The sequence below is a fragment of the Myxococcus sp. CA040A genome, from assembly GCF_013336725.1.
Taxonomy (GTDB): Bacteria; Myxococcota; Myxococcia; order Myxococcales; family Myxococcaceae; genus Myxococcus; species Myxococcus llanfairpwllgwyngyllgogerychwyrndrobwllllantysiliogogogochensis.
On sequence record NZ_JABUMR010000011.1, the window covers coordinates 1 to 18130 of the forward strand.

Annotated in this window: 11 protein-coding genes; 6 read left to right on the forward strand and 5 right to left on the reverse strand. The window is 67.3% G+C overall.

The window, feature by feature from the left end:
- Positions 1-210: 210 nt before the first annotated feature.
- The 5 genes from HUA75_RS38580 to HUA75_RS38600 all read right to left on the reverse strand — a co-directional run bounded on the left by HUA75_RS38580 (position 211) and on the right by HUA75_RS38600 (position 8750).
- Complete coding sequence (locus tag HUA75_RS38580; RefSeq protein ID WP_174478025.1) at positions 211-1839, reverse strand: hypothetical protein; 1629 nt, start codon at positions 1837-1839, stop codon at positions 211-213.
- A gap of 305 nt (positions 1840-2144) precedes the next feature.
- Entirely contained in the window at positions 2145-3542 is a 1398-nt protein-coding gene (locus HUA75_RS38585) for a cell wall metabolism sensor histidine kinase WalK (protein WP_217446488.1), read from the reverse strand.
- 2 nt (positions 3543-3544) lie between these two features.
- A complete protein-coding gene (locus HUA75_RS38590; RefSeq protein WP_174465432.1) occupies positions 3545-4231 on the reverse strand; it encodes a response regulator transcription factor in 687 nt (228 codons plus the stop codon).
- Positions 4232-4260: 29 nt separating this feature from the next.
- Positions 4261-8361 (reverse strand): IPT/TIG domain-containing protein, encoded by a 4101-nt coding sequence (locus tag HUA75_RS38595; protein ID WP_174489293.1) that lies wholly within the window; start codon positions 8359-8361, stop codon positions 4261-4263.
- A gap of 89 nt (positions 8362-8450) precedes the next feature.
- Positions 8451-8750, reverse strand: a complete 300-nt coding sequence (locus tag HUA75_RS38600; RefSeq protein WP_174489294.1) for a hypothetical protein — start codon at positions 8748-8750, stop codon at positions 8451-8453.
- 572 nt (positions 8751-9322) lie between these two features.
- On the opposite strand from HUA75_RS38600, the gene HUA75_RS38605 reads away from it, so the two are divergent.
- From HUA75_RS38605 to HUA75_RS38630, 6 genes are all read left to right on the forward strand, one after another.
- On the forward strand, positions 9323-9772 hold the full coding sequence (locus tag HUA75_RS38605; protein WP_174489295.1) for a hypothetical protein: 450 nt from the start codon (positions 9323-9325) through the stop codon (positions 9770-9772).
- The gene (locus HUA75_RS38610; RefSeq protein WP_174489296.1) at positions 9769-11934 is read left to right on the forward strand and encodes an ATPase domain-containing protein; all 2166 of its coding nucleotides are present in this window, start codon (positions 9769-9771) and stop codon (positions 11932-11934) included. Before HUA75_RS38605 ends, HUA75_RS38610 begins: the two co-directional genes overlap by 4 nt.
- Entirely contained in the window at positions 11934-13415 is a 1482-nt protein-coding gene (locus HUA75_RS38615) for a sensor histidine kinase KdpD (protein ID WP_174489297.1), read from the forward strand. Before HUA75_RS38610 ends, HUA75_RS38615 begins: the two co-directional genes overlap by 1 nt.
- Positions 13416-13712: 297 nt before the next feature.
- A complete protein-coding gene (locus HUA75_RS38620) occupies positions 13713-16328 on the forward strand; it encodes a hypothetical protein (protein WP_174489298.1) in 2616 nt (871 codons plus the stop codon).
- 286 nt (positions 16329-16614) lie between these two features.
- Positions 16615-17544, forward strand: a complete 930-nt coding sequence (locus tag HUA75_RS38625; RefSeq protein ID WP_174489299.1) for an arginase family protein — start codon at positions 16615-16617, stop codon at positions 17542-17544.
- 9 nt (positions 17545-17553) lie between these two features.
- Positions 17554-18108, forward strand: a complete 555-nt coding sequence (locus HUA75_RS38630; protein WP_174489300.1) for a CGNR zinc finger domain-containing protein — start codon at positions 17554-17556, stop codon at positions 18106-18108.
- Positions 18109-18130 lie beyond the last annotated feature (22 nt).

The window sequence follows — 18130 nt, forward strand, 5'->3', positions numbered from 1 at the left end:
CTCATGGTGCGGGTACATGCCTACCTCAGCGCGCGGAATGCACAGCGCTCTGCCTGTCCATCCCTGCGCCGAGCCGACCTCAGGCGTGCCTCCTGACATCGTGCGAGAATCGAGATCGTTGGTTTAGGGGTGTGGAGCAGCGACCTCCCGCTTTAGCCCACCCTGCCCTCCAACGAATACGTGTTTCGTGGCGGCCCTGGCTCAACCCATTCATGCCTGGTACCAGTCGCCCGTCGACCTGAGGAATTCCATCCCGAATTCAATCAGCTTGTTCTGGTCGTTGCCGCACGAATTCAAGACCTGGCAGACCTGCCTTTTCGTCTCTTGAGGCGCCCCCTCGAGGTTGTACTTCCGCCAGACACACCTCAGGATTTGTTCATCGAAAGCCTGATCGAACAGGCCGCGCGGCCCAATGGGTGTGGCCTTGTTCTTGACGATGAATTTCGCGCCGATTTCGCAAAAATCGGTCAGCACCTGGATGCGGAGCGGCTTGCGCTCCCTGGGCAATCTGCCGGCAGTCATCTCATCAAACATCCACAGGATCTTGCGCAGCCTCGCGCACTGGATGGCTTGCTCGACCGTCAAGGACTGCTTGTTCTCAATCCATTCTCCGAGCGTATCAAGCTGGACGGGTTGATCCAGGGGGACGGCCTCGACACCCGGCGCGAGCGTCAGGATCTTCCCCGCGAACTGCCCGCTGTACATCAGCTCCAGGAGCCCCGAGGAGTGCAGGCCATACCTGACCTCCTGCAGTTCGGAGGTGCCGGGGGAGTCGGGACTCCCTCCATAAACGACGCTCGAAAGCAGGGTCTTGTGCTCGTTCGAGGACTTGTCGTACGCCCCCTTGGGTGCCGCCGAGCCATTGAAGAGGGCAATCTGGTAGATGCTGGGCCTGTTGCACGACTTCAGGAACCGGCTGACGATCCGCTCGACGGACCGCCATCTGGCCAGCACCTGCTCCTTTTCGTTCTGGACGGTGTTGGGACCGAAGGCGAGGTTCGTGTCCTTCATCTCGATCTCCAGGCGGACCTGTCGGTTTCCGTCGAGGTCCATCGAATGTTCTTGGAGGTAGGCCTCAATGATCTGGAGCCAGCGGTCGAGGGTCAGGAATCTGGGTGGCAGGTCGCCCGAGGGCACGTCCTTGACCTTCGCGCCCGTCAGCGGAGGCACGAGCCCCCTGTTGTTCTCTTGATTGAACAGGGCCTCGATATGCTGCGTGTGGGTGACAATCGGGACCGCGTCCTGGCTGAACCAGACATCGCATTCGACGCCGCTCAGCTTCTTCTTCCTCCAGGCTTCGAGCGCCTTGATCACGGCGCCTTCGCTGTTTTCATGTTCGTGCGTATAGGTGAAGAGACTGTCGAACACCTGTCGCTCATACACCTTGCGGACCTTCTCGAAGGTGGCCCCGTCCCCGCGATGCGCGATGACGACGACCTTGGAGCGCATGTTGCGCTCCTTCCACTGCGCGTCGAGACGTTCAGCGAGCCTCCGGGTGATTTCAGTTCCCGGGCAAACAGCGCTCAGCGCGGTGGAAATCTGATTGTTGAGATAGAATTGTTGTTCGTTGGGCTTGCGCTCGGCGCACCAATACTTCAACAGCGAATAGCAACCCAGAATCGTTTGATCGAGCGACGCGGCGGTGGCGGTGGCGTTCTGGAACTGGCCCACCGCGCCACGCTTGAGGCGACCGCTGATGCGGTTCAGCTTGCGCATGCCCTTGTCGGACAGCACGGCGCGGGCAACCAACTCCCGCCACTCCTCATCGAGGGAAGACCAAAGCGTCGGGTTCTCCTCGATCTTCGCGTCAAGCTTCGACGGATCCCACACCTCTGCCATGATAGACCTCGTTCCCTGATAAATGAGTTCCCCCGCCTCCGTGGCTTCGCTGCGACCGCGCGAGGCAGGCCCCTGCTCGGGCGAGCCTTGTGCGGCGGATGGGGCCGTCGTCGCGGTGTCTCAGGAGCATCAGCCAGTCAGCGCCTTCTCGGGGGAGCCGAGGCCCACTGCAAGCGATGCACCACGCGACCTTCAGTCATGCGTCGCGCGGGCGGGAGTTCGAGGCCGCGTATGAGGAGGACGCAGTGAGTGACCGGGGCGTTCCATCAGGACGCACACCTCTGTCCTGTCCCTGTCGACGAGGCTCAGTCGGGAGTGGACCGGGCTTGAGCGCGGGCGCCTTCGAGGACGACCTTCAGGCCGCGCGGCTCGTTGCGGCTGAAGGTCAATGACAGGTGGGCGCGCTGACACAGCTCGCGAGCGATGGCGACCCCCAGGCCACTGCCTCGCGGGTCTCTCTCCCGGGCGCCGCTGGCGCGGAACAGGCGCTCGCCGAGCCGTCCCAGGTCCTCGGCGGGCACGCCGGGGCCGTCATCCAGGACGGTGAGCCGGAAGCGTTCGGGGCCCGCCTCCTCGAGCACGGCCACCACGTTGCCGCCCGGGGTTCCATGGGTGATGGCGTTGTGGATGAGGTTGCTCACCGCCTGCTCCAGCATCGTCGGATTGCACCGCGTCCACAGCTCGAGGTCCGGGCGGGCCACGTCCAGCGTGAGCTGCTTGCGGCGCGCCAGCAATGACAGCCGGCGCACCACGCGCTCCACCAGCATCCCCAGCGCGGCGCGCGGCTCGCCGTCCAGCGGGTCCACGCCCTCTCCGAGCTGGCAGGCCAGGCGAAGGTTGTCCACCAGGGCGGTGAGGTAGACGGTGTCCTCGATGCCGCGCACCAGCAGCTCGGAGAGTTCCTCGGCGGGGGCGGACGTGGCGAGCTCCAGGGAGAGCTGGAGCGAGGCGATGGGCGTCTTGAGGTCATGCGCCACGTTGGACAGGAAGCGCTCCAGGGCCTGCTGTTGCGCGAGGATGCGCGCGGCATCCGACTGGACTCTCGCCTGGGCGGCATCCAGGACGCGCGACAGGTCCGCCAGCTCGTCGTGCGCCGCGTCGCGCGTGGAGACATAGGCCGCGCTACCCAGGCCGCTGGCCGCGCCGTGCAGCCGCCTCAAGCGCTTGAGCAGCGGGGTGATGACGGAGATGGTGGACGCCGCCGCCAGGAAGGCGGTGAAGGTGAAGGCCGCGAGCATGAGCCAGCGCGCCTCGCTCATGCGGCTGACCAGGGGAGGCCACCGGTACTCCAGCAGGCTGCACGGCCCCGCTTCGGCCACGCGCATCAGGAGGCTTCCGCCCCACGCGCTCCCGTCGAAGCGCGGGAAGTGAATCGACATGGGCTGCGCGTCACCCGCGGCGAGCTGCTCCGCCAACGCGGGGTCCGGCCCTTCGCCCGAAGGGAGCGGAGCACGAGAGAGGACGCGGGCCACGTCGAAGGCGCGGACCTGGAGGCCCTGGGGCGAGGTGTGGCTCCAGCCCTCGGGCGCGGCGCGGCAGGCGTCGCCGTGGGTCTCCAGCATCGCCTCGGTGAACAGGCGCGCGCTGCTCCGCGCGGACAGCTCCGCGGCCTTGTGGAACGCGACATACGCGGCCGACATCGTGGCCAGCAGGCCCAGGAGCAACGAGGCGATGGCGGTGCGCCACACCAGTCCATGCCACATCCTCACGCGCCACCCTCCAGGTCGAAGCGGTAGCCGATGCCCCAGGCCGTGCGCACGTGCGCGCCCGCGGAGCCCAGCTTCTTGCGGATGCGGGCCACGTGGGAGTCCACCGTCCGCGCGTCCCGCTCCTCGTTGGTCGGCAGGACCTGGTCCGCGATCTGCTCTCGCGTGAGGGCGCGGCCAGGGCGCTCGGCGAGGTACAGCAGCACGTCCAGCTCGGTGCGGGTGAAGGACACGAGGCCCTGTCCCTCGCGAGTGACGGTGCGCGCATCCAGGTCGATGCTCACGTCCGCCCAGCGCAGCACCCGGCGGGCGGGCGTGTCCGGCAGGCGGAGCCTGGCGCGGATGCGGGCGATGAGTTCCTCCATCCAGAAGGGCTTGGCCAGGTAGTCCGCCGCGCCCAGCCCGAAGGAGCGCAGCCGCGCCTCCAGCTCCTGCCTCGCGGTGAGGACGATGATGGGGACATGGAGCCGGTGGTGCCAGGCCTCGAGCAGCGCGAAGCCGTCCGGGCCCGGCAGGTTCAGGTCCAGCACCACCAGCGCGGGAGGCTCCTTCTGGGCGGCCTCCAGCGCCAGGTGCCCGTCAGTGGCGAGCGACACCTGAAAGCCCGCGAGCTTGAGCCCGCGGACAATGCCCGCGGCGATGGGAGCGTCGTCCTCCACGACCAGGATGGGGCCTTGCGAGTCCATGGCGGACGACCTCCGATGCGGGGTTCAGCCTAGCTGGCGACGGCCTGGGGCGTGGAGTTCGCGGCGGGCGTCACCTCGAACGTGGAGTTCGGGTCGGGGGGAGTCGTCCCCAGGCTGTTCGCGACGGTGATGGGCCCCGACTGCGCGTCCTGAGGGACGTGGAAGCCAAGCTGCGTGTCGCTCACCACCTGGTAGCGGTCGACCGGCGTGCCGCCATACATGAATACGCCCGTCGTCCCGGTGAAGCCCGAGCCCTCCACCGTGACCTGCGTGCCGGTGGGGCCGGACATCGGGGTGATGCGCGTGACGGTGGGCTGCACACTGGAGTCCACCGAGAAGCGCTGCGTCGACCGCGCGCCTCCCTGCGCGGTGACGACCTGGAGGGGACCCTGGATGGCGCCCGAGGGCACCTCCGCCGTCAGCTGCGTGTCGCTCTGCACCGTGTAGCTCGCGGGCATGGCCGAGTCGCCGAAGCTGACGCGCTGCGCGTCCGTGAAGCCGCCACCCCGGATGCACACCTGCGTGCCCACCCCGCCGCGCGCGGGCGAGAAGCTGTCGATCCACACCGCGTGCGGGACGGTGAAGGCCATCGAGGACGAGCCCGTGCCCGCGTCGTTGGTGACGGACAGCGGCCCCGTCTTCGTGCCGGTGTCCACCACCGCCACCAGCTCCGTGTCGCTGTGCACCTCGTAGGTCCGCGCCGGCGTGGCGCCGAAGCTCACCCCCGTCGTCCCGGTGAAACCCTTGCCCGTCACCGTCACCTGCGTGCCCGCTCCACCGGAGTCCGGAGAGAAGCTGGCGACGGTGGGCTTCGTGCTCGTGCTCACCGTGAAGGCCGAGCGGCTGGCCGTGGTGCCCCCGGGGGTGGTGACGAGGATGTTGCCGCTGACCGCACCAGGCGGCACGGTGGTGGTGAGCCGGGTGCTGCCCTGGAGGGTGATGAGGGCCTCCGCGGTGGAGTGGGTGCCGAAGCGCACGCTCGTGGCACCGGTGAGGTTCGTCCCCGACAGCGTGACTTGCGTGCCCGCCTTGCCCGTCGTGGGCGACAGCTGGGTCACCGTGGGCGCCGCCACGCAGGTGAAGGTCTGCGACGAGTCGCGGGTGTCCACCGTGTTGGTGACGCTGACGGTGCCACTCCTGGCGCTGTTGGGCACGTAGGCGAGGAGCTGCGTGTCGCTCGTCACCTCGAAGACGCCCGCGGACACTCCGCCGAACTTGACGCCCGTCGTCCCGGTGAAGCCCGTGCCCGTGAGGGTGACGGCGGTGCCCCGCCCTCCGGTGAGGGGCGACACGTCGGTGACGGCGGGCGCGGTGACGCTCAGCACCGTGAAGTCCTCGGAGGAGTGGGCCATGCCGGAGGGCGACTGCACGGACACGGGGCCACTGGTGGTCCCCGAGGGTGACGTGGCGGTGAGCTTCGTGTCGCCCACGACGGTGAAGGGCACCTCCACCGAGGGAGTGCCGATGAGCACCACCGTGGTGCCCGACAGCCCCGAGCCGGTGATGGTCACCTCCGTGCCCGGCTTTCCATGCGAAGGCGAGACGCCGTCGATGCGCGGCGCGGGGAGCACGTTGAAGGCCGCGTTCGAGATGCCGGTGCCCCGGCTGTTGGTGACGCGCACGGGGCCGGAGGGGGTTCTCAGTCCGAGTTCCGCGGTGAGCTGCCCGTCATCCAGCACGTTGAAGCCGGAGGCGGGCACCCCGCCGAATGTCACCGCCGTGGCGCCGGTGAAGCCCGAGCCCGTCACGGTGACTTCCGTCCCCTCCGCGCCGGAGGTGGGCGTGAAGGCGGAGATGGAGGGCACCTGACTGCCCTGCACGGTGAAGCCCTCCTGGGTGGCCGTACCGCTCGGTGTCACCACGGTGATGGGTCCGGAGATGGCGCCGCCGGGCACGGTGACGATGAGCAGCACGTCCGACACGGGGGAGAACGACGCGAGGATGTCCTCGCTGAAGTAGATCGCCTGCGTGGAGAGCAACCCCGTGCCCGACAGCTTCACGTCCTCACCGAGCTGGGCGCTGGGCGGGTAGACGTCGGTGAGGTTCGGAGCCTGGGCCACGGAGAAGGACTGGGTGCTCACCGCGCTGCCCGCGGCCGTGGACACCTGGATGGGGCCGCTGGTGGTTCCTTCCGCGACGCGGGCGACGAGCTGCTTGTCGCTCCAGGTGCGGAAGTAGTCGGCGGGCGTCTGGTTGAAGCTCACCGAACTCGCGCCCGCCAGCCCCGTACCGGTGATGGTGACCATGGTGCCGGGCGCGCCCCCCTTGGGGTTGAAGTCCGTCACCACGGGGGCGGCGGCCCTCTTCACCGAACTGGACGCACCCCGCTGGGCGCCGGAGCCGCCGGGCGTGAGCTGCCCGTAGAAGTACACGCCGCTGTCGAACAGGATTTTCTGGAGCGCGAACGTCTGCCCCGTGCCCTTCAGGTCGATGAAGTCTTGCAGGTCGGCGAGCGTCGACTGCGCCTTGTTCTGGATGAAATACATCACGGCCATGTAGATGCCCGCGATGACGCCCGCGAGCATCGCGATGATGGGCAGGCCGCTGCCCATCAGTGCCTCGAACGTCTGCACCACCGGGTCGCTCGTGTCCGGGGTGATGCTCACCTTCGGGTTGGCGATGTCGTAGTACGGCTCCTGCACGCCTTCCTTGTTCGCCTTGACGGTGAGGGTGAGGGTGCCGGACACCGAGACCTTCATGTGATGCGCGGTGCCCTTCATCGACATGGCGATGCCGCGGTTCGTGACGCTGAACGTGAGCGAGGTCAGGTGCAACGTGGAGCCGTTGAGGCTGGCGTCAGTGGGCTTGATGAGCGAGAGCACCGGCGGGCTCCCCGTGACGTGCAGGTCCGACTCGGGGATGTCCATCTTGTCGGCGATGTTCGGCAGCATCTGCTCCAGGAGATAGGCGTCATCGATGAGGATGGCGGCGTTCTGCTGCGCGGAGGTGGTGAACGCGGGCGCGGTAGGGAAAGGCACCGGCGCGGGCCAGCTCGGCGGCGGCGTGTGGCCGTTCATCAGGAGGAGGATGCAGTCCGGGTCGTTGCTGTCCGTCACGGAGAACACCGCGGTGGTGGGCAGGCGCGGCGGCGCCGCCGTCACGGAGAGGGACTTGCCCTGGGTGACGGACGACTGGAGGAGCGAGAGCGTCGCCGACTCGATGAGGGACGAGACGCTCGACGGGGGGCTCATCGTGACGGTGAAGGTGTTCTCCGGGTCGAGGAACCAGAGGAAGTTGTGGGCGTTCGCGTCGTCCTCGGACGTCGACTTCGAGGCGGTGACGGACATGGCACCTCCCTGGAGCGAGCCCTGCGTCTTGTTGACGGCGTTGACCACCTGGCTCGACTCGAACGTCCACACGCCCAGGAGACCTGGCTGGGGCAAGGGCAGCGTGACGTTCATGGCCTGCTGGAGCTGCGCGGCGGTGCGCGCGACGTTCCACAGCCGCACCTGGGTCAGGTCTCCTTGAGAGCCCTGGCCGAAGCTCAGGTCCTTGCCGGAGGTCTTCTGCCGCGAGGACAGCGTCGCGGTGCCCTTGGACTGGCCGTCCACGTAGAAGGTGATGACCTGCGCGGCAACCGACACCGCCACGAAGTGCCAGAGGCCGTCATCCAGCACCGCCGCCGTCCCCGGAGCCGGATAGCGCTGCCCGCCCCACGTCACCACGGGCAGGCCGTCCTCCACGCTCAGCACGAAGCCCTCCGCGGGCAGCGATACCAGCGTCCATGGCGCGGTGGAGAGGCCGCGCACCCAGGCCTCGAGCGTGAGCGCCTGACTGTCCAGGGTCCACGTCCCGCCCGCGAGCGCACGGCAGTCGGCCGCGCCGTTCGTGGCGAGGTACGACGCCGGATAGACGCAGCCCATGGCAAGGCTCGCCAGCTTGATGCCGATGCTCAGCGTCCCGTCGACGTCCTGGCGCGCCACCGTCCCCGTGCAGGGGGCACTGAAGACGACCTCGCCCGCCTTCGGGTCCAACGTCAGCGCCAGCTCCGTCAACCCCAGCGTCACCGAGCCATTCTTCAGGGGAATGGTCGGGTCCTCCGCCCCCGCGCTGAAGTTCTTCGCCATCGTCGTCAGCAGCGACGCGTCCAGGTTGACCGCCGCATCCCACCCTTGATTCACATCCGTCATGACTGTCTCCCCCTCTGTGGCGCCCCAAGCGCCAGGCAAGGTGGGAGGAGGATGCGTGGAGGGTATGGAGGAAGTGTGGAGGGCCGGGACTACCCGGTGCCGAGGGTGCCCAGCAGGTTGCCTGTCTTCGCGTCAAAGACATCCAGCCACATCCAGTGTGACACATAGAGCCGGTCGCCCTGTTTCCGGATGCTGGAGGGGAGCAAGCCGTCCTTGGAGCAGGGAATGGGGACATCCCAGGTGGCGACCCCGGTCCTCGCGTCCCGGCGGACGAGTTGCATGCCGCCCGCCTTCAACCTGTAGCCGACGTAGATGAGCGCTCGCGAAATGCGCCGGGAGTCCCCGCGCCCTGGCGGCGAGGCGGCGCTCGCAGGGATACGCTGCGACATGCCATCGCGGTCGGGCGCGTCATGGGGTCGACGAATCTCCCAGCGAGTTTGTCGCCGCGAGGCTGGGTAATTGAAAGGTGTCGCGGCGGACCGCTCCCGTACTCCCAGCCGTCTTGCCGACCCGGCGGCGCTCAGCAGCGGAATATTCCTGAAGGTGGGGTGGCAGAGCCCTTGCGAGCCACCTTGTGGTATTGACTGGCGTACGAACTGGCGCACATCCCGCCTGTCAGCCGCTCCTCGATTGAACAATCGACCCTATATTTCCTCGAAGTACCAGCCCTGCGACTGAGTCGGTCTGACGCATCTGTTCGTCCGCCTGTGTGCAGCCCGTACGGCCCCGTCCATCTCGACGGGGCGTCCAAAACGACGAGAGCGGGAAAGAATGCGATGGGCAGTCAGAGCACTTCGGGCGTGCATCACCCAAGCCACGTCAGCCCTGGCGTCCCGGCTTCCGCTTGGCACCGGTGAGCACGTGGGCCGCTCCACCGCCACGCTGAGCACGTTGCTCCTTCAGCACGGGGACGACGCCCTTCCAGCAGAGATACGGGGCGCTCAGGCGGGTGAGGGCAACCGTGCTTGACGAAAGTCGACACGCGACCTGCGTCGACGCCTGGCTCGACCGAGCCGACAGGAATCTGTCGACGGAGGCCTTTCTCCAGCTCTTCGAAGCGGCCCTCACCGTGCTGTGGAAACAGACGTTGACCACGCTGGGAGAAGTGACTCTGAGCGCCATCGCTGGACGCGTTCTGCACAATGCCTCCGAGCAGTTCCCGCTCTTCTCGTCCCTCAAGGTCGAACGGCAGAGGGGGCTCCAGTTCGAAGAGCTCCGGGCACAGGTCCGCGCCGGGCGCGACTCCGGTTTGAGGGAGGGCAGTCGATTCGTGCTCGTGGAGTTCCTCACCGTGCTCGGCAACCTGACCGCTGAAATCTTAACGCCGGAGCTGCATGCGGAGCTCTCCAAAGTCGCACTTCCGGAGGCGGTTCGCCCACGCGTCGCCGCGGGCGAGGACACAACGTCATGACGAAGAGATTCGAAATCCCGCGCCTTCAGACGGGCGTCCCCAACCTCGATGAACTCTTCAAGGGCGGCCTGCCCAAGGGCTCCGTCACCGCCGTGTGCGGCCCGCCCGGGTCTGGCAAGACAACCCTCACCCAGCAGATCTGCTTCCACAACGCCTCGGCCGCCCACCGCGTCCTCGCCTTCAACACCCTCTCCGAGCCGACCGCGAAGACGCTGCGGCACCTCCAGCAGTTCTCGTTCTTCGACCCGAAGAAGTTCGAGGAGGGCGTTCAGTTCGTGGACCTCGGCGCCATGCTGCGGCTGAGGAGCTTCGATGCGGCGCTCGCGCTCATCATGGACAACCTCAAGCAGGTCAAGCCAGACATCGTCGTCATCGACAGCTTCAAGGCCTTTGACGACCTGGCGACCTCCAAGGAGGAGCTCCGGATGTTCGGCTATGAAATCGCCGTGAACCTGATGGCTTGGGAGACCACCGCGCTGCTCCTCGGCGAATACGGGCCCGCCGACTACGAGAGCAATCCCCTCTTCTCCATCGTCGACGGCCTCCTCGTCCTCTCCCAGCGCGTGTCCCAGGGCGAGCAACAGCGCTTCTTCAGGATCGTCAAGATGCGGGGGACGGACCACAGCCGGGACGAGCATCCCTTCCTCATCACCTCCAGCGGACTGGAGATGTTCGCTCCCCGCGAGGCCATCAAACGCGAGTCGATTCCGGAGAACTCGCAGGAGCGCTGCAGGACTCACATCACCAAGCTCGACGAGATTCTCGGGCCCGGCATCCCCTGGGGGTCCAGCCTCCTCCTCAGCGGCGTCGCGGGCACTGGAAAGACCGTCCTCTCTCTCGAGTTCATCTACCGGGGCGCGCTCGCGGGAGAGAAAGGCATCCTCTTCTCTTTCGAGGAGAGCGAGGAGCGCCTCCGCGCCGCCGCGAAGGGCCTCGGCTGGGAGCTCGACAGGGAGATTGAGCGCGGCATGGTGGAGATCGTCTTCATCCCCCAGCCCGACATCATGGTGGAGGCCCACCTCTTGATGATTCGCGAGCGCATCAAGGCCCTGAAGGCCCGGCGCGTGGTCATCGACTCCGTCTCGGTGTTCCTGGACAAGGTGACGGACCCGCAGCTCAGCCGCGAGAAGGTCTTCCGCCTCTGCAGCATCGTCCAGAACGCCCAGGCCGTCGGCTTCTTTCCCACCGACATCCCCTACGGCTCCCATCAGGTCAGCCGAAGGGGCGTCGAGGAGACCGTGGTGGACGGCGTCATCATCCTCAGCTCCACGGAGGAGGGCCTGGAGCGCGAGCGCTACGTCGAGGTGTACAAGCTTCGCAACACCGCTCACCTCAAGGGCCGACACGCCATGGCCATTGGCGCCGGGGGGGTCTCCATCTTCCCTCGTTACGGAGAAGAGCTCCGCGTGGAGGCCCCTCCCCCCGCGCTGGAGGCTTCCTCCCGGCTGCGCTCTGGCACCCCCGGGCTCGACGGGCTGATGGGCGGCGGGTTGCTCAGGCGAAGCGCCACCCTCGTCTCTGGCAGCGCGGGCGTCGGCAAGAGCACCTTCGGAATCCAGTTCCTCCTGGAGGGCGCCAGGGCTGGGGAGCCGGGCCTCTATGTCTCGATGGAAGAGGGGCCCGAGCAACTGCTCGCCAGCGCCGAGGCCCTGGGATTGCCGCTGCGCGCGCAGCTCGACGCGGGCCTCATCCAGGTGCTCTACGTCTCCCGGGAGCACCTGCGCGCGGGGCAGTTCCTGACCGTGCTGTCGGACCGGATCATGGCGCTGAAGGCCTCACGCGTCGTGCTCGACGCCGCGACGCAGCTGCTGACCGCACACACGCCCATCGACGAGTTCCGTCACGTGCTCTACAAACTGGTGGTCCGCTTCAAGACCCTCGGCATCACCAGCGTCCTCACGCTCGAGTCGGCCTCGCTCTTCTCCATGGAGCGAGTCACCGACCAGGGGCTCTCCCCCATCGCCGACAACCTGCTCATGCTGCGCTACGAGGAAGCAGCGGGCCGCCTGGCGCCTACGCTGACGGTCGTGAAGACTCGTGGCAGTGAGCATGATCGACGCACGTATTTCATGACGGTCTCGCGGGGAGGGCTGCGAATCGGTTCGTCCGTGAGTGAGCTCCCGACGCCTTCCTGGTCCGCCCCCGAAGACACGAGGCGCTGATGAGCTCTGGTCGGCGAAACAAGGGGCCCCACCCTGATTCGCGAGAAGAGACAGGCGGGCAGCGCACACGGGACCCGCCCCCCGCCGACCCTTCATTCGCGAGCCTGGAGCAGGCCTATCGGCGGCTCGAGCACCTGTATGAAATCAGCAAGCTCTTCGCGAGCTTCGAGAGCGTCTCGAAGTCCTTCGACCCGGCGCTTGGCATCCTCGCGAAATCGCTGCCCTTGCGCAGCGCGGTCCTCATCGAGACAGAGAACGGCCGGTCGAAGATGATCATCTGGCCGTCCGAACTTCAGGATTCCGAACGGCTGCGAGCGGTCAAGGAACACGCGGAGGCAGCCTACGCCTACCTCGTCGGCGCGAAGTCGACCGAGTCCCTCGGACTGAGTGAGCAGCCGGGTGAGACCCTGCTGCCCTGGCAGGAGAAGCTTGAAGGGAACGAAGAGAAGCGGTTCATCGTCATCCCGCTCGTGGTGGCCCAGCACTCACTCTTCGGTGCCCTTCAGCTCGAAGGGGCCATGTCCCTCGACAAGAAGGACCTGATCTTCGTCAATGCCATCGCCAATCAGCTCGCGATCGCGCTCGAGCGCGACCGCGCGTGGCGGCGCGACATCACCCGACGCGAGAACGCCGAGGAGGAGCGTTCCCAGGCGGAGACGCGAGGCGCCGCGGCCGACCGAGACCGCCTCGTCGCCGAGAGTTCGAGTGACAAATACGAGGCGCTCGCCAGGGAGAATGCCCAACTCTACAAACAGGCGCAGGTCGCGGTGAGAGAGCGTGAGCAGATCCTCGGGGTGGTGTCTCACGACCTGAAGAACCCCCTCTCGACCATCATCATGACCGCCGGCGCGCTCACACAGCAGGGAGCCACCGCGAGGCGGCGGACCGAGCTTCCTGTTCCCCTGGGGGTCGAGCGGATCCAACGCGCGGCCGAGCGCATGATGCGGCTCATCGACGACCTGCTCGACTTCGTGAACATCGAGCGCGGGCACCTCTCCATCAAGCGTCAGCCGAATGACGCGGGCGCGATGGTCAACGAGACGCTGGCGAGCTTCGAGCGCGTCGCGCAGGAACATCGGCTGACGATGACCGCGGAGGTCGAGCCGCGCCTCCCACCCATTCTTTGCGACAGCGTTCGCATCCTCCAGGTTCTGTCCAACCTGGTCGGCAATGCCACCAAGGTCACCGCGGAGGGCGGGAGCATCACCCTCAGGGTCGCGGCGCGTCTGCACGAGTGCGTGTTCGCGGTCGCGGACGATGGTCCGGGGATTCGGAGGGAGGACCTCAAGCACCTGTTCGACCGGTACTGGCGCAGCGGCGAGACCCGGTACGAGGGGACGGGCCTGGGGCTCGCCATCGCGAGTGGAATCGTCGAAGCACACGGTGGCCGCATCTGGGTGGAGAGTGAGTGGGGACACGGCGCGACGTTCCGCTTCACGGTGCCTTTCGCCGAGGACGTCGGCGTGGCCGCCACGCCGTGACGTCACGCCCAGGGACTCCCTGGGGGCAGTCCTGGCGAAGCGCATCGACTGAGCCATGTCTCGCGAAAGCAGTGTCATCCCCGGGGCCTCGCGGGCTCGCGCGCTATATCGGGCGATTCGGAATGTCAAAACAGTCACCACACCTGGCATGCCCGTCGCGACGTCCCCTGTGACACCCTGGCGTGTCTCCTGAAACAGGGTATTGGCGCTCAACCAGCGGTTCCACGGTTGCATCAGTTACGGCCGTACCGTGGCTCGCGCCGGTTTCCAGCGGAGACAACTCGGATGAGAACGTTATTGATTGCAGCATGTACGCTCGGGCTTCTGGCCTGTGGCGGCGAAGAGGCGGTTGTTCCACAGGAGCCGTCCTCCCAACTCCAGGCCGTCAGCGGCTCCACCGACCTGGATGGCGTCTATCCACCGCGCCCGTGGACGGCGCCAGCGCTGCTCGTGGACAGCAACTTCCCGAATGGCGTCCTGAACTTCGGGACGGCCAGCAACTTCATCGCCTTCTATGCCGCGATGGACTCAGTCACCGGCGGGAGCACCGGCAGCAGCGGCCTCACTCCCTTCAGCGCCTCCGCCACGACGAGCACCACCACCAACTCCCCGAGCTTCCAGGTGAGACTGTACGCCGGACAGATGCTCGAGGTCGGCACCTGCGACCTGGACGGCGCCTCCTTCACCGGAGACACCCTCCTTCGCCTGGCACTCGTCGGGGGCGCCGAGGTCGCGTCCGGCGACGACGCGTGTGGCGGCACGGGCAGCCGCATCTCCTACACGGCCCCCAGCGACGGGGTCTACGAAGTCCGGATGGGCTGCTATTCGGACGGCGCCTGCAGCGGCACCGTCAGCTACTCGGTCCTGTCGCCCGAAGCGAACGGGGCGCTCATCGGCGCACGGACCTTCACGGGCTCGAACACGAACAACGCCAGCACCAACTACTCCACCCTGGTCCTCCACCTGACGCAGGGGCAGGTGCTCGACGTTGGCACCTGCGGCCTCGCGGGCTCCGGTCTGGTGGGTGATACGTACCTGAAGCTCATCGACGCCGACGGCAATGTCGACATCTTCGGCAGTGACGACGCCTGCAGCGACCACGGCAGTCGCATCACCTACACCGCGGACCGCACGGGTACGTTCGAGGTGCGGCTCGGCTGCTTCTCGACGGGCACCTGCCAGGGAACGGTGGTCTACAACATCACCGCGGCTCCCAGTCAGGACCAGATGCTGCCCGCCGGGTTCGTGAGCGCGAAGACGTATCTGGACAATGCCCGCCCGGGAGAGCAGCCGGGTGACGCCATCGTCGACGTCGACTACGCCGAGTTCGTCGACGACCTCAAGGCCTTCCTCGCCGAGGATGACACCCTGCGCCGCCTCGTCGACCAGGAGCTCCAGGTGATGGTCGAAGGCCAGCTCTACCAGCTCACCAACCTGGGCGTGTTCCAGGTCGACGCGGCGTCCATCCCCGCATATCGCGCCTGGCTCAACACCCATGCCTATGCGATGAACACCGACCCCAATTTCCAGTCGATTCCGGGAGAGGTCGCCCTCCCCAACGGCGCGTATCAGGTCCTGCCGGGCGTCATCCGCAAGGTTGGGAACTTCGGCACGCCGTCGGTGAAGCTGCTCGGCTTCGACGCCGAGGGTGGCGGCGGCGGAGGCACCACGCTGGCCATGGCGGACTTCGCCGACGAGCCCTCCGCCGCGAGTGGGGCCACACAAGTCGCGGACTTCCTCGGCCGGCAGCGGGGCGCGCCCCAGGCAGAGGGTGACTCGCGGGTCCGGGCGCTGGGCGGCACGGAACTCGGTCGAATCTCGTACTGGTCCGGCAAGGTCAACGCGCACAAGGCCGCGGGCGGAGCCTGGCTCAAGGACTCGGATTGCACCTCGGGCGCCAGCATCGCGCCGCTCACGTATTGTCGGAAGTTCTTCCCGGGGACGAGTTCGGTCACCGCGGTGTCCGTCACCGCCAAGCCCCCCAACCTGTGGAACGTCGCGGGCTGCGGTCAGACGTACTCCGGCAACGGCCTCCAGGAGTGGATCTGCGATGGCGCCTCCACGCCTCCGCCCAGCTGCAACCTGACGCCGCCCGCGTTCAACATGCCTGCCTATACGGTCGGCTCGAACTTCAGTCGCTCCGAGTCGGTCGGCATGCCCGGCAACAGGCGCTTCGTCTTCAAGGCCCAGTCACCCGGCTTCCAGTTCAAGCTCTTCGGCGTCGAGGTCGGGTTCCACAAAATCGACATCAAGGCCAAGCTGCAGCGCAAGAAGCGCTTCCTGGGCATCGGCTACTGGGGACCGTCCTACGGCGATGAGATTGTCGTCGGCATGGACAACATGAAGCTCGATACCAGCTACATCGTTCCCTATCCCCAGTACTTCAACACCCTCGTCAAGCCGAAGCTCAGCAGCCTGGCTGACTACAAGATTGGCAACTGGGTGGTGAAGGCGGCCAACATCGCCGTGAACTTCAATCCTCCCGGCCCTGGGGGCCCCATCACCACCCAGAACGTCGCGGACTGGATCAGCGGGGCCATCAACACGCTCATCGGAAGCGTCTACACCAACGTCTGGAAGGCCATCGAGCGGAACGTCATGGATGCCATCGACTGGACCTACAACACGCGGTACGCGGCGCACACCAAGATGGTGAGCGACATCAACGAGGCACACAAGCTCCGGTGGGTCTCCGGCCAGGGTGAGAAGCCTCAGTGCTACAGCCACCAGAACACCTGGTGGTTCGACGCGAACGCGGGCATCCGCTACGTCCAGAATGGCGGCGTCGCCGGGCCGCCGGGCACCCCGCCGACCCAGGTCAACTACAAGTACTCGATGAAGGCCGGTAGCTTCTACGGTCGCACCCGCATCGGCGGCTCCTGGTACGGCCTGCGCTTCGTTCGCCTCCCGTAGCGGACCAGCGGGCTGACCCCTTTGTCATGAATTCGAGGGGCCCCGGGCGCACTCAGGCGTTCCGGGGCCCTTGCTTCACCACTTCATCGTCGGGGTGGCGCCACGGAGATGCTCCAGCAGCTCGCGGCACGTCGTGCGCTTGAGGCTCGGTGACCACCCTCCCCTTCGGGTGCCCCGCGTAACCACCCATTCAATTTGGATGGTTGCATCCGCCCAGCACCGGGGCTACCTTCATCGAAACCACTTAAACAAATACGACGGTTATCCATCCGTCCGCGGAGTGCCCATGCCACCGCCCATCGCCCTCATCGCCGCGCCCTCTGGCCTTGGACTCAGTCGCCCCGACAGGCGGACGCCTCGGGTGGACCTGCTTCCGGAGGCCCTGCTGGAAGCGGGCCTGGGACACCGGCTCAAGGCCCAGGTCGAGCACACCGTGAAGCCCGGTCCCTATGAGCCCCAGCGCGACAAGGAGACCCGGGTCATCAACCCACGAGGAATCGCGGAGTTCAGCTCGAGGCTCGCCGACGTGGTGGAAGGAGTCGTACGCGACAGGCGCTTCCCGCTGGTGCTCGGAGGCGATTGCAGCATCCTGCTTGGCTGCCTCCTCGGCCTGAAGCGCACGTGCGCCCACCACGGCCTCGCCTTCATGGACGGGCACACCGACTTCTGGCCCCCCGAGGCCTCCGAGCTGGGCGGCGTGGCCGGCATGGACCTCTGGTTCTCCTCCGGGCGTGGCCCCGCGGTGCTGTCCAACCTGGAGGGACGCGGGCCCCTGGTGCGGGATACGGACGTGGCGGTGCTCGGCGTCAGGGATTTGGAGCACTGGGGCGCACAGGTCTCCGCCGAACATGTGCGCGACACCGCCATGGGCTGGATGGACCTGAACACGTTGCGCCAGGACGGCATCGCCGCCAGCGTGGAGCAGGCCCTCGCGAGGTTCCGCGCGTCCGGCGTGAGCGGCTTCTGGATGCACCTGGACGCGGACGTCATGGATGACGACGTCATGCCCGCCGTCGACTCCCGCCAACCCGACGGACTGAGCGTGGAGGAGCTGGGCGAGCTGGTCGCCCACCTCGTCGCCTCCGGGCTCGCGGTGGGAATGGACGTCACCATCTACGACCCGAGCCTGGACCCCGAACGCCACGCGGCCCGCGCGCTGGTGGACAGCCTGGCCACGGGGCTGGGGGCCCTGGTGCCCACGCCCAGGACGCGATAGGCCCCGGCCATGGCCGATGCGCACAGCCCCGGGCTCCCGACGGATGTCGTGCTGCTGCTCGACTTCGTCAACACGCTGGACGTGGAGAAGCTCGTCGACGCGGTGCCCACCTCGGACGCACTCACCACCTGGTGCCGCGCGCGCGGCCTCCTGTCTTCAGCGGAGACCTTCTCCCCCGAGTCCTTCAAGGCCGCCATCGAGGCCCGTGAGGCCCTGCGCGCCGTGCTGCTCTCCCATACCGGAGAGCCCCTGCCCGCCTCCGAGCCGCGCGTGTTGGACCGCGTGGCCGCCTCCAGTCCGCTCACCGTCGGCTTCGGCCCCGACGGCGTACGGCTGCGTCCCGCCGGCACGGGCGGATGGAAGGCCCTGGGCGGACTGTTCGCCGCCGTCGTCTCCACCCAACGCGACGGCCACTGGCCCCGGATGAAGGTCTGCGCGGCGGGCGCCTGCCAGGAAGCCTTCTACGACACGTCCAAGAACCGCTCCGGACGCTGGTGCTCCATGGCCGTCTGCGGCAACCGCACCAAGCTCCAGCGCTTCCGCACCAGCCCCCCCAAGCGCTGATCCACCGCCACGACACGGCGTG

Excerpts from the sequence above, each read along its gene's own strand:
- HUA75_RS38585 (WP_217446488.1), bottom strand. The coding sequence starts at position 3,542 with ATGTGGCATGGACTGGTGTGGCGCACCGCCATCGCCTCGTTGCTCCTG.
- HUA75_RS38610 (WP_174489296.1), top strand. The coding sequence starts at position 9,769 with ATGACGAAGAGATTCGAAATCCCGCGCCTTCAGACGGGCGTCCCCAAC.
- HUA75_RS38600 (WP_174489294.1), bottom strand. The coding sequence starts at position 8,750 with ATGTCGCAGCGTATCCCTGCGAGCGCCGCCTCGCCGCCAGGGCGCGGG.
- HUA75_RS38590 (WP_174465432.1), bottom strand. The coding sequence starts at position 4,231 with ATGGACTCGCAAGGCCCCATCCTGGTCGTGGAGGACGACGCTCCCATC.
- HUA75_RS38580 (WP_174478025.1), bottom strand. The coding sequence starts at position 1,839 with ATGGCAGAGGTGTGGGATCCGTCGAAGCTTGACGCGAAGATCGAGGAG.
- HUA75_RS38625 (WP_174489299.1), top strand. The coding sequence starts at position 16,615 with ATGCCACCGCCCATCGCCCTCATCGCCGCGCCCTCTGGCCTTGGACTC.
- HUA75_RS38615 (WP_174489297.1), top strand. The coding sequence starts at position 11,934 with ATGAGCTCTGGTCGGCGAAACAAGGGGCCCCACCCTGATTCGCGAGAA.
- HUA75_RS38630 (WP_174489300.1), top strand. The coding sequence starts at position 17,554 with ATGGCCGATGCGCACAGCCCCGGGCTCCCGACGGATGTCGTGCTGCTG.
- HUA75_RS38595 (WP_174489293.1), bottom strand. The coding sequence starts at position 8,361 with ATGACGGATGTGAATCAAGGGTGGGATGCGGCGGTCAACCTGGACGCG.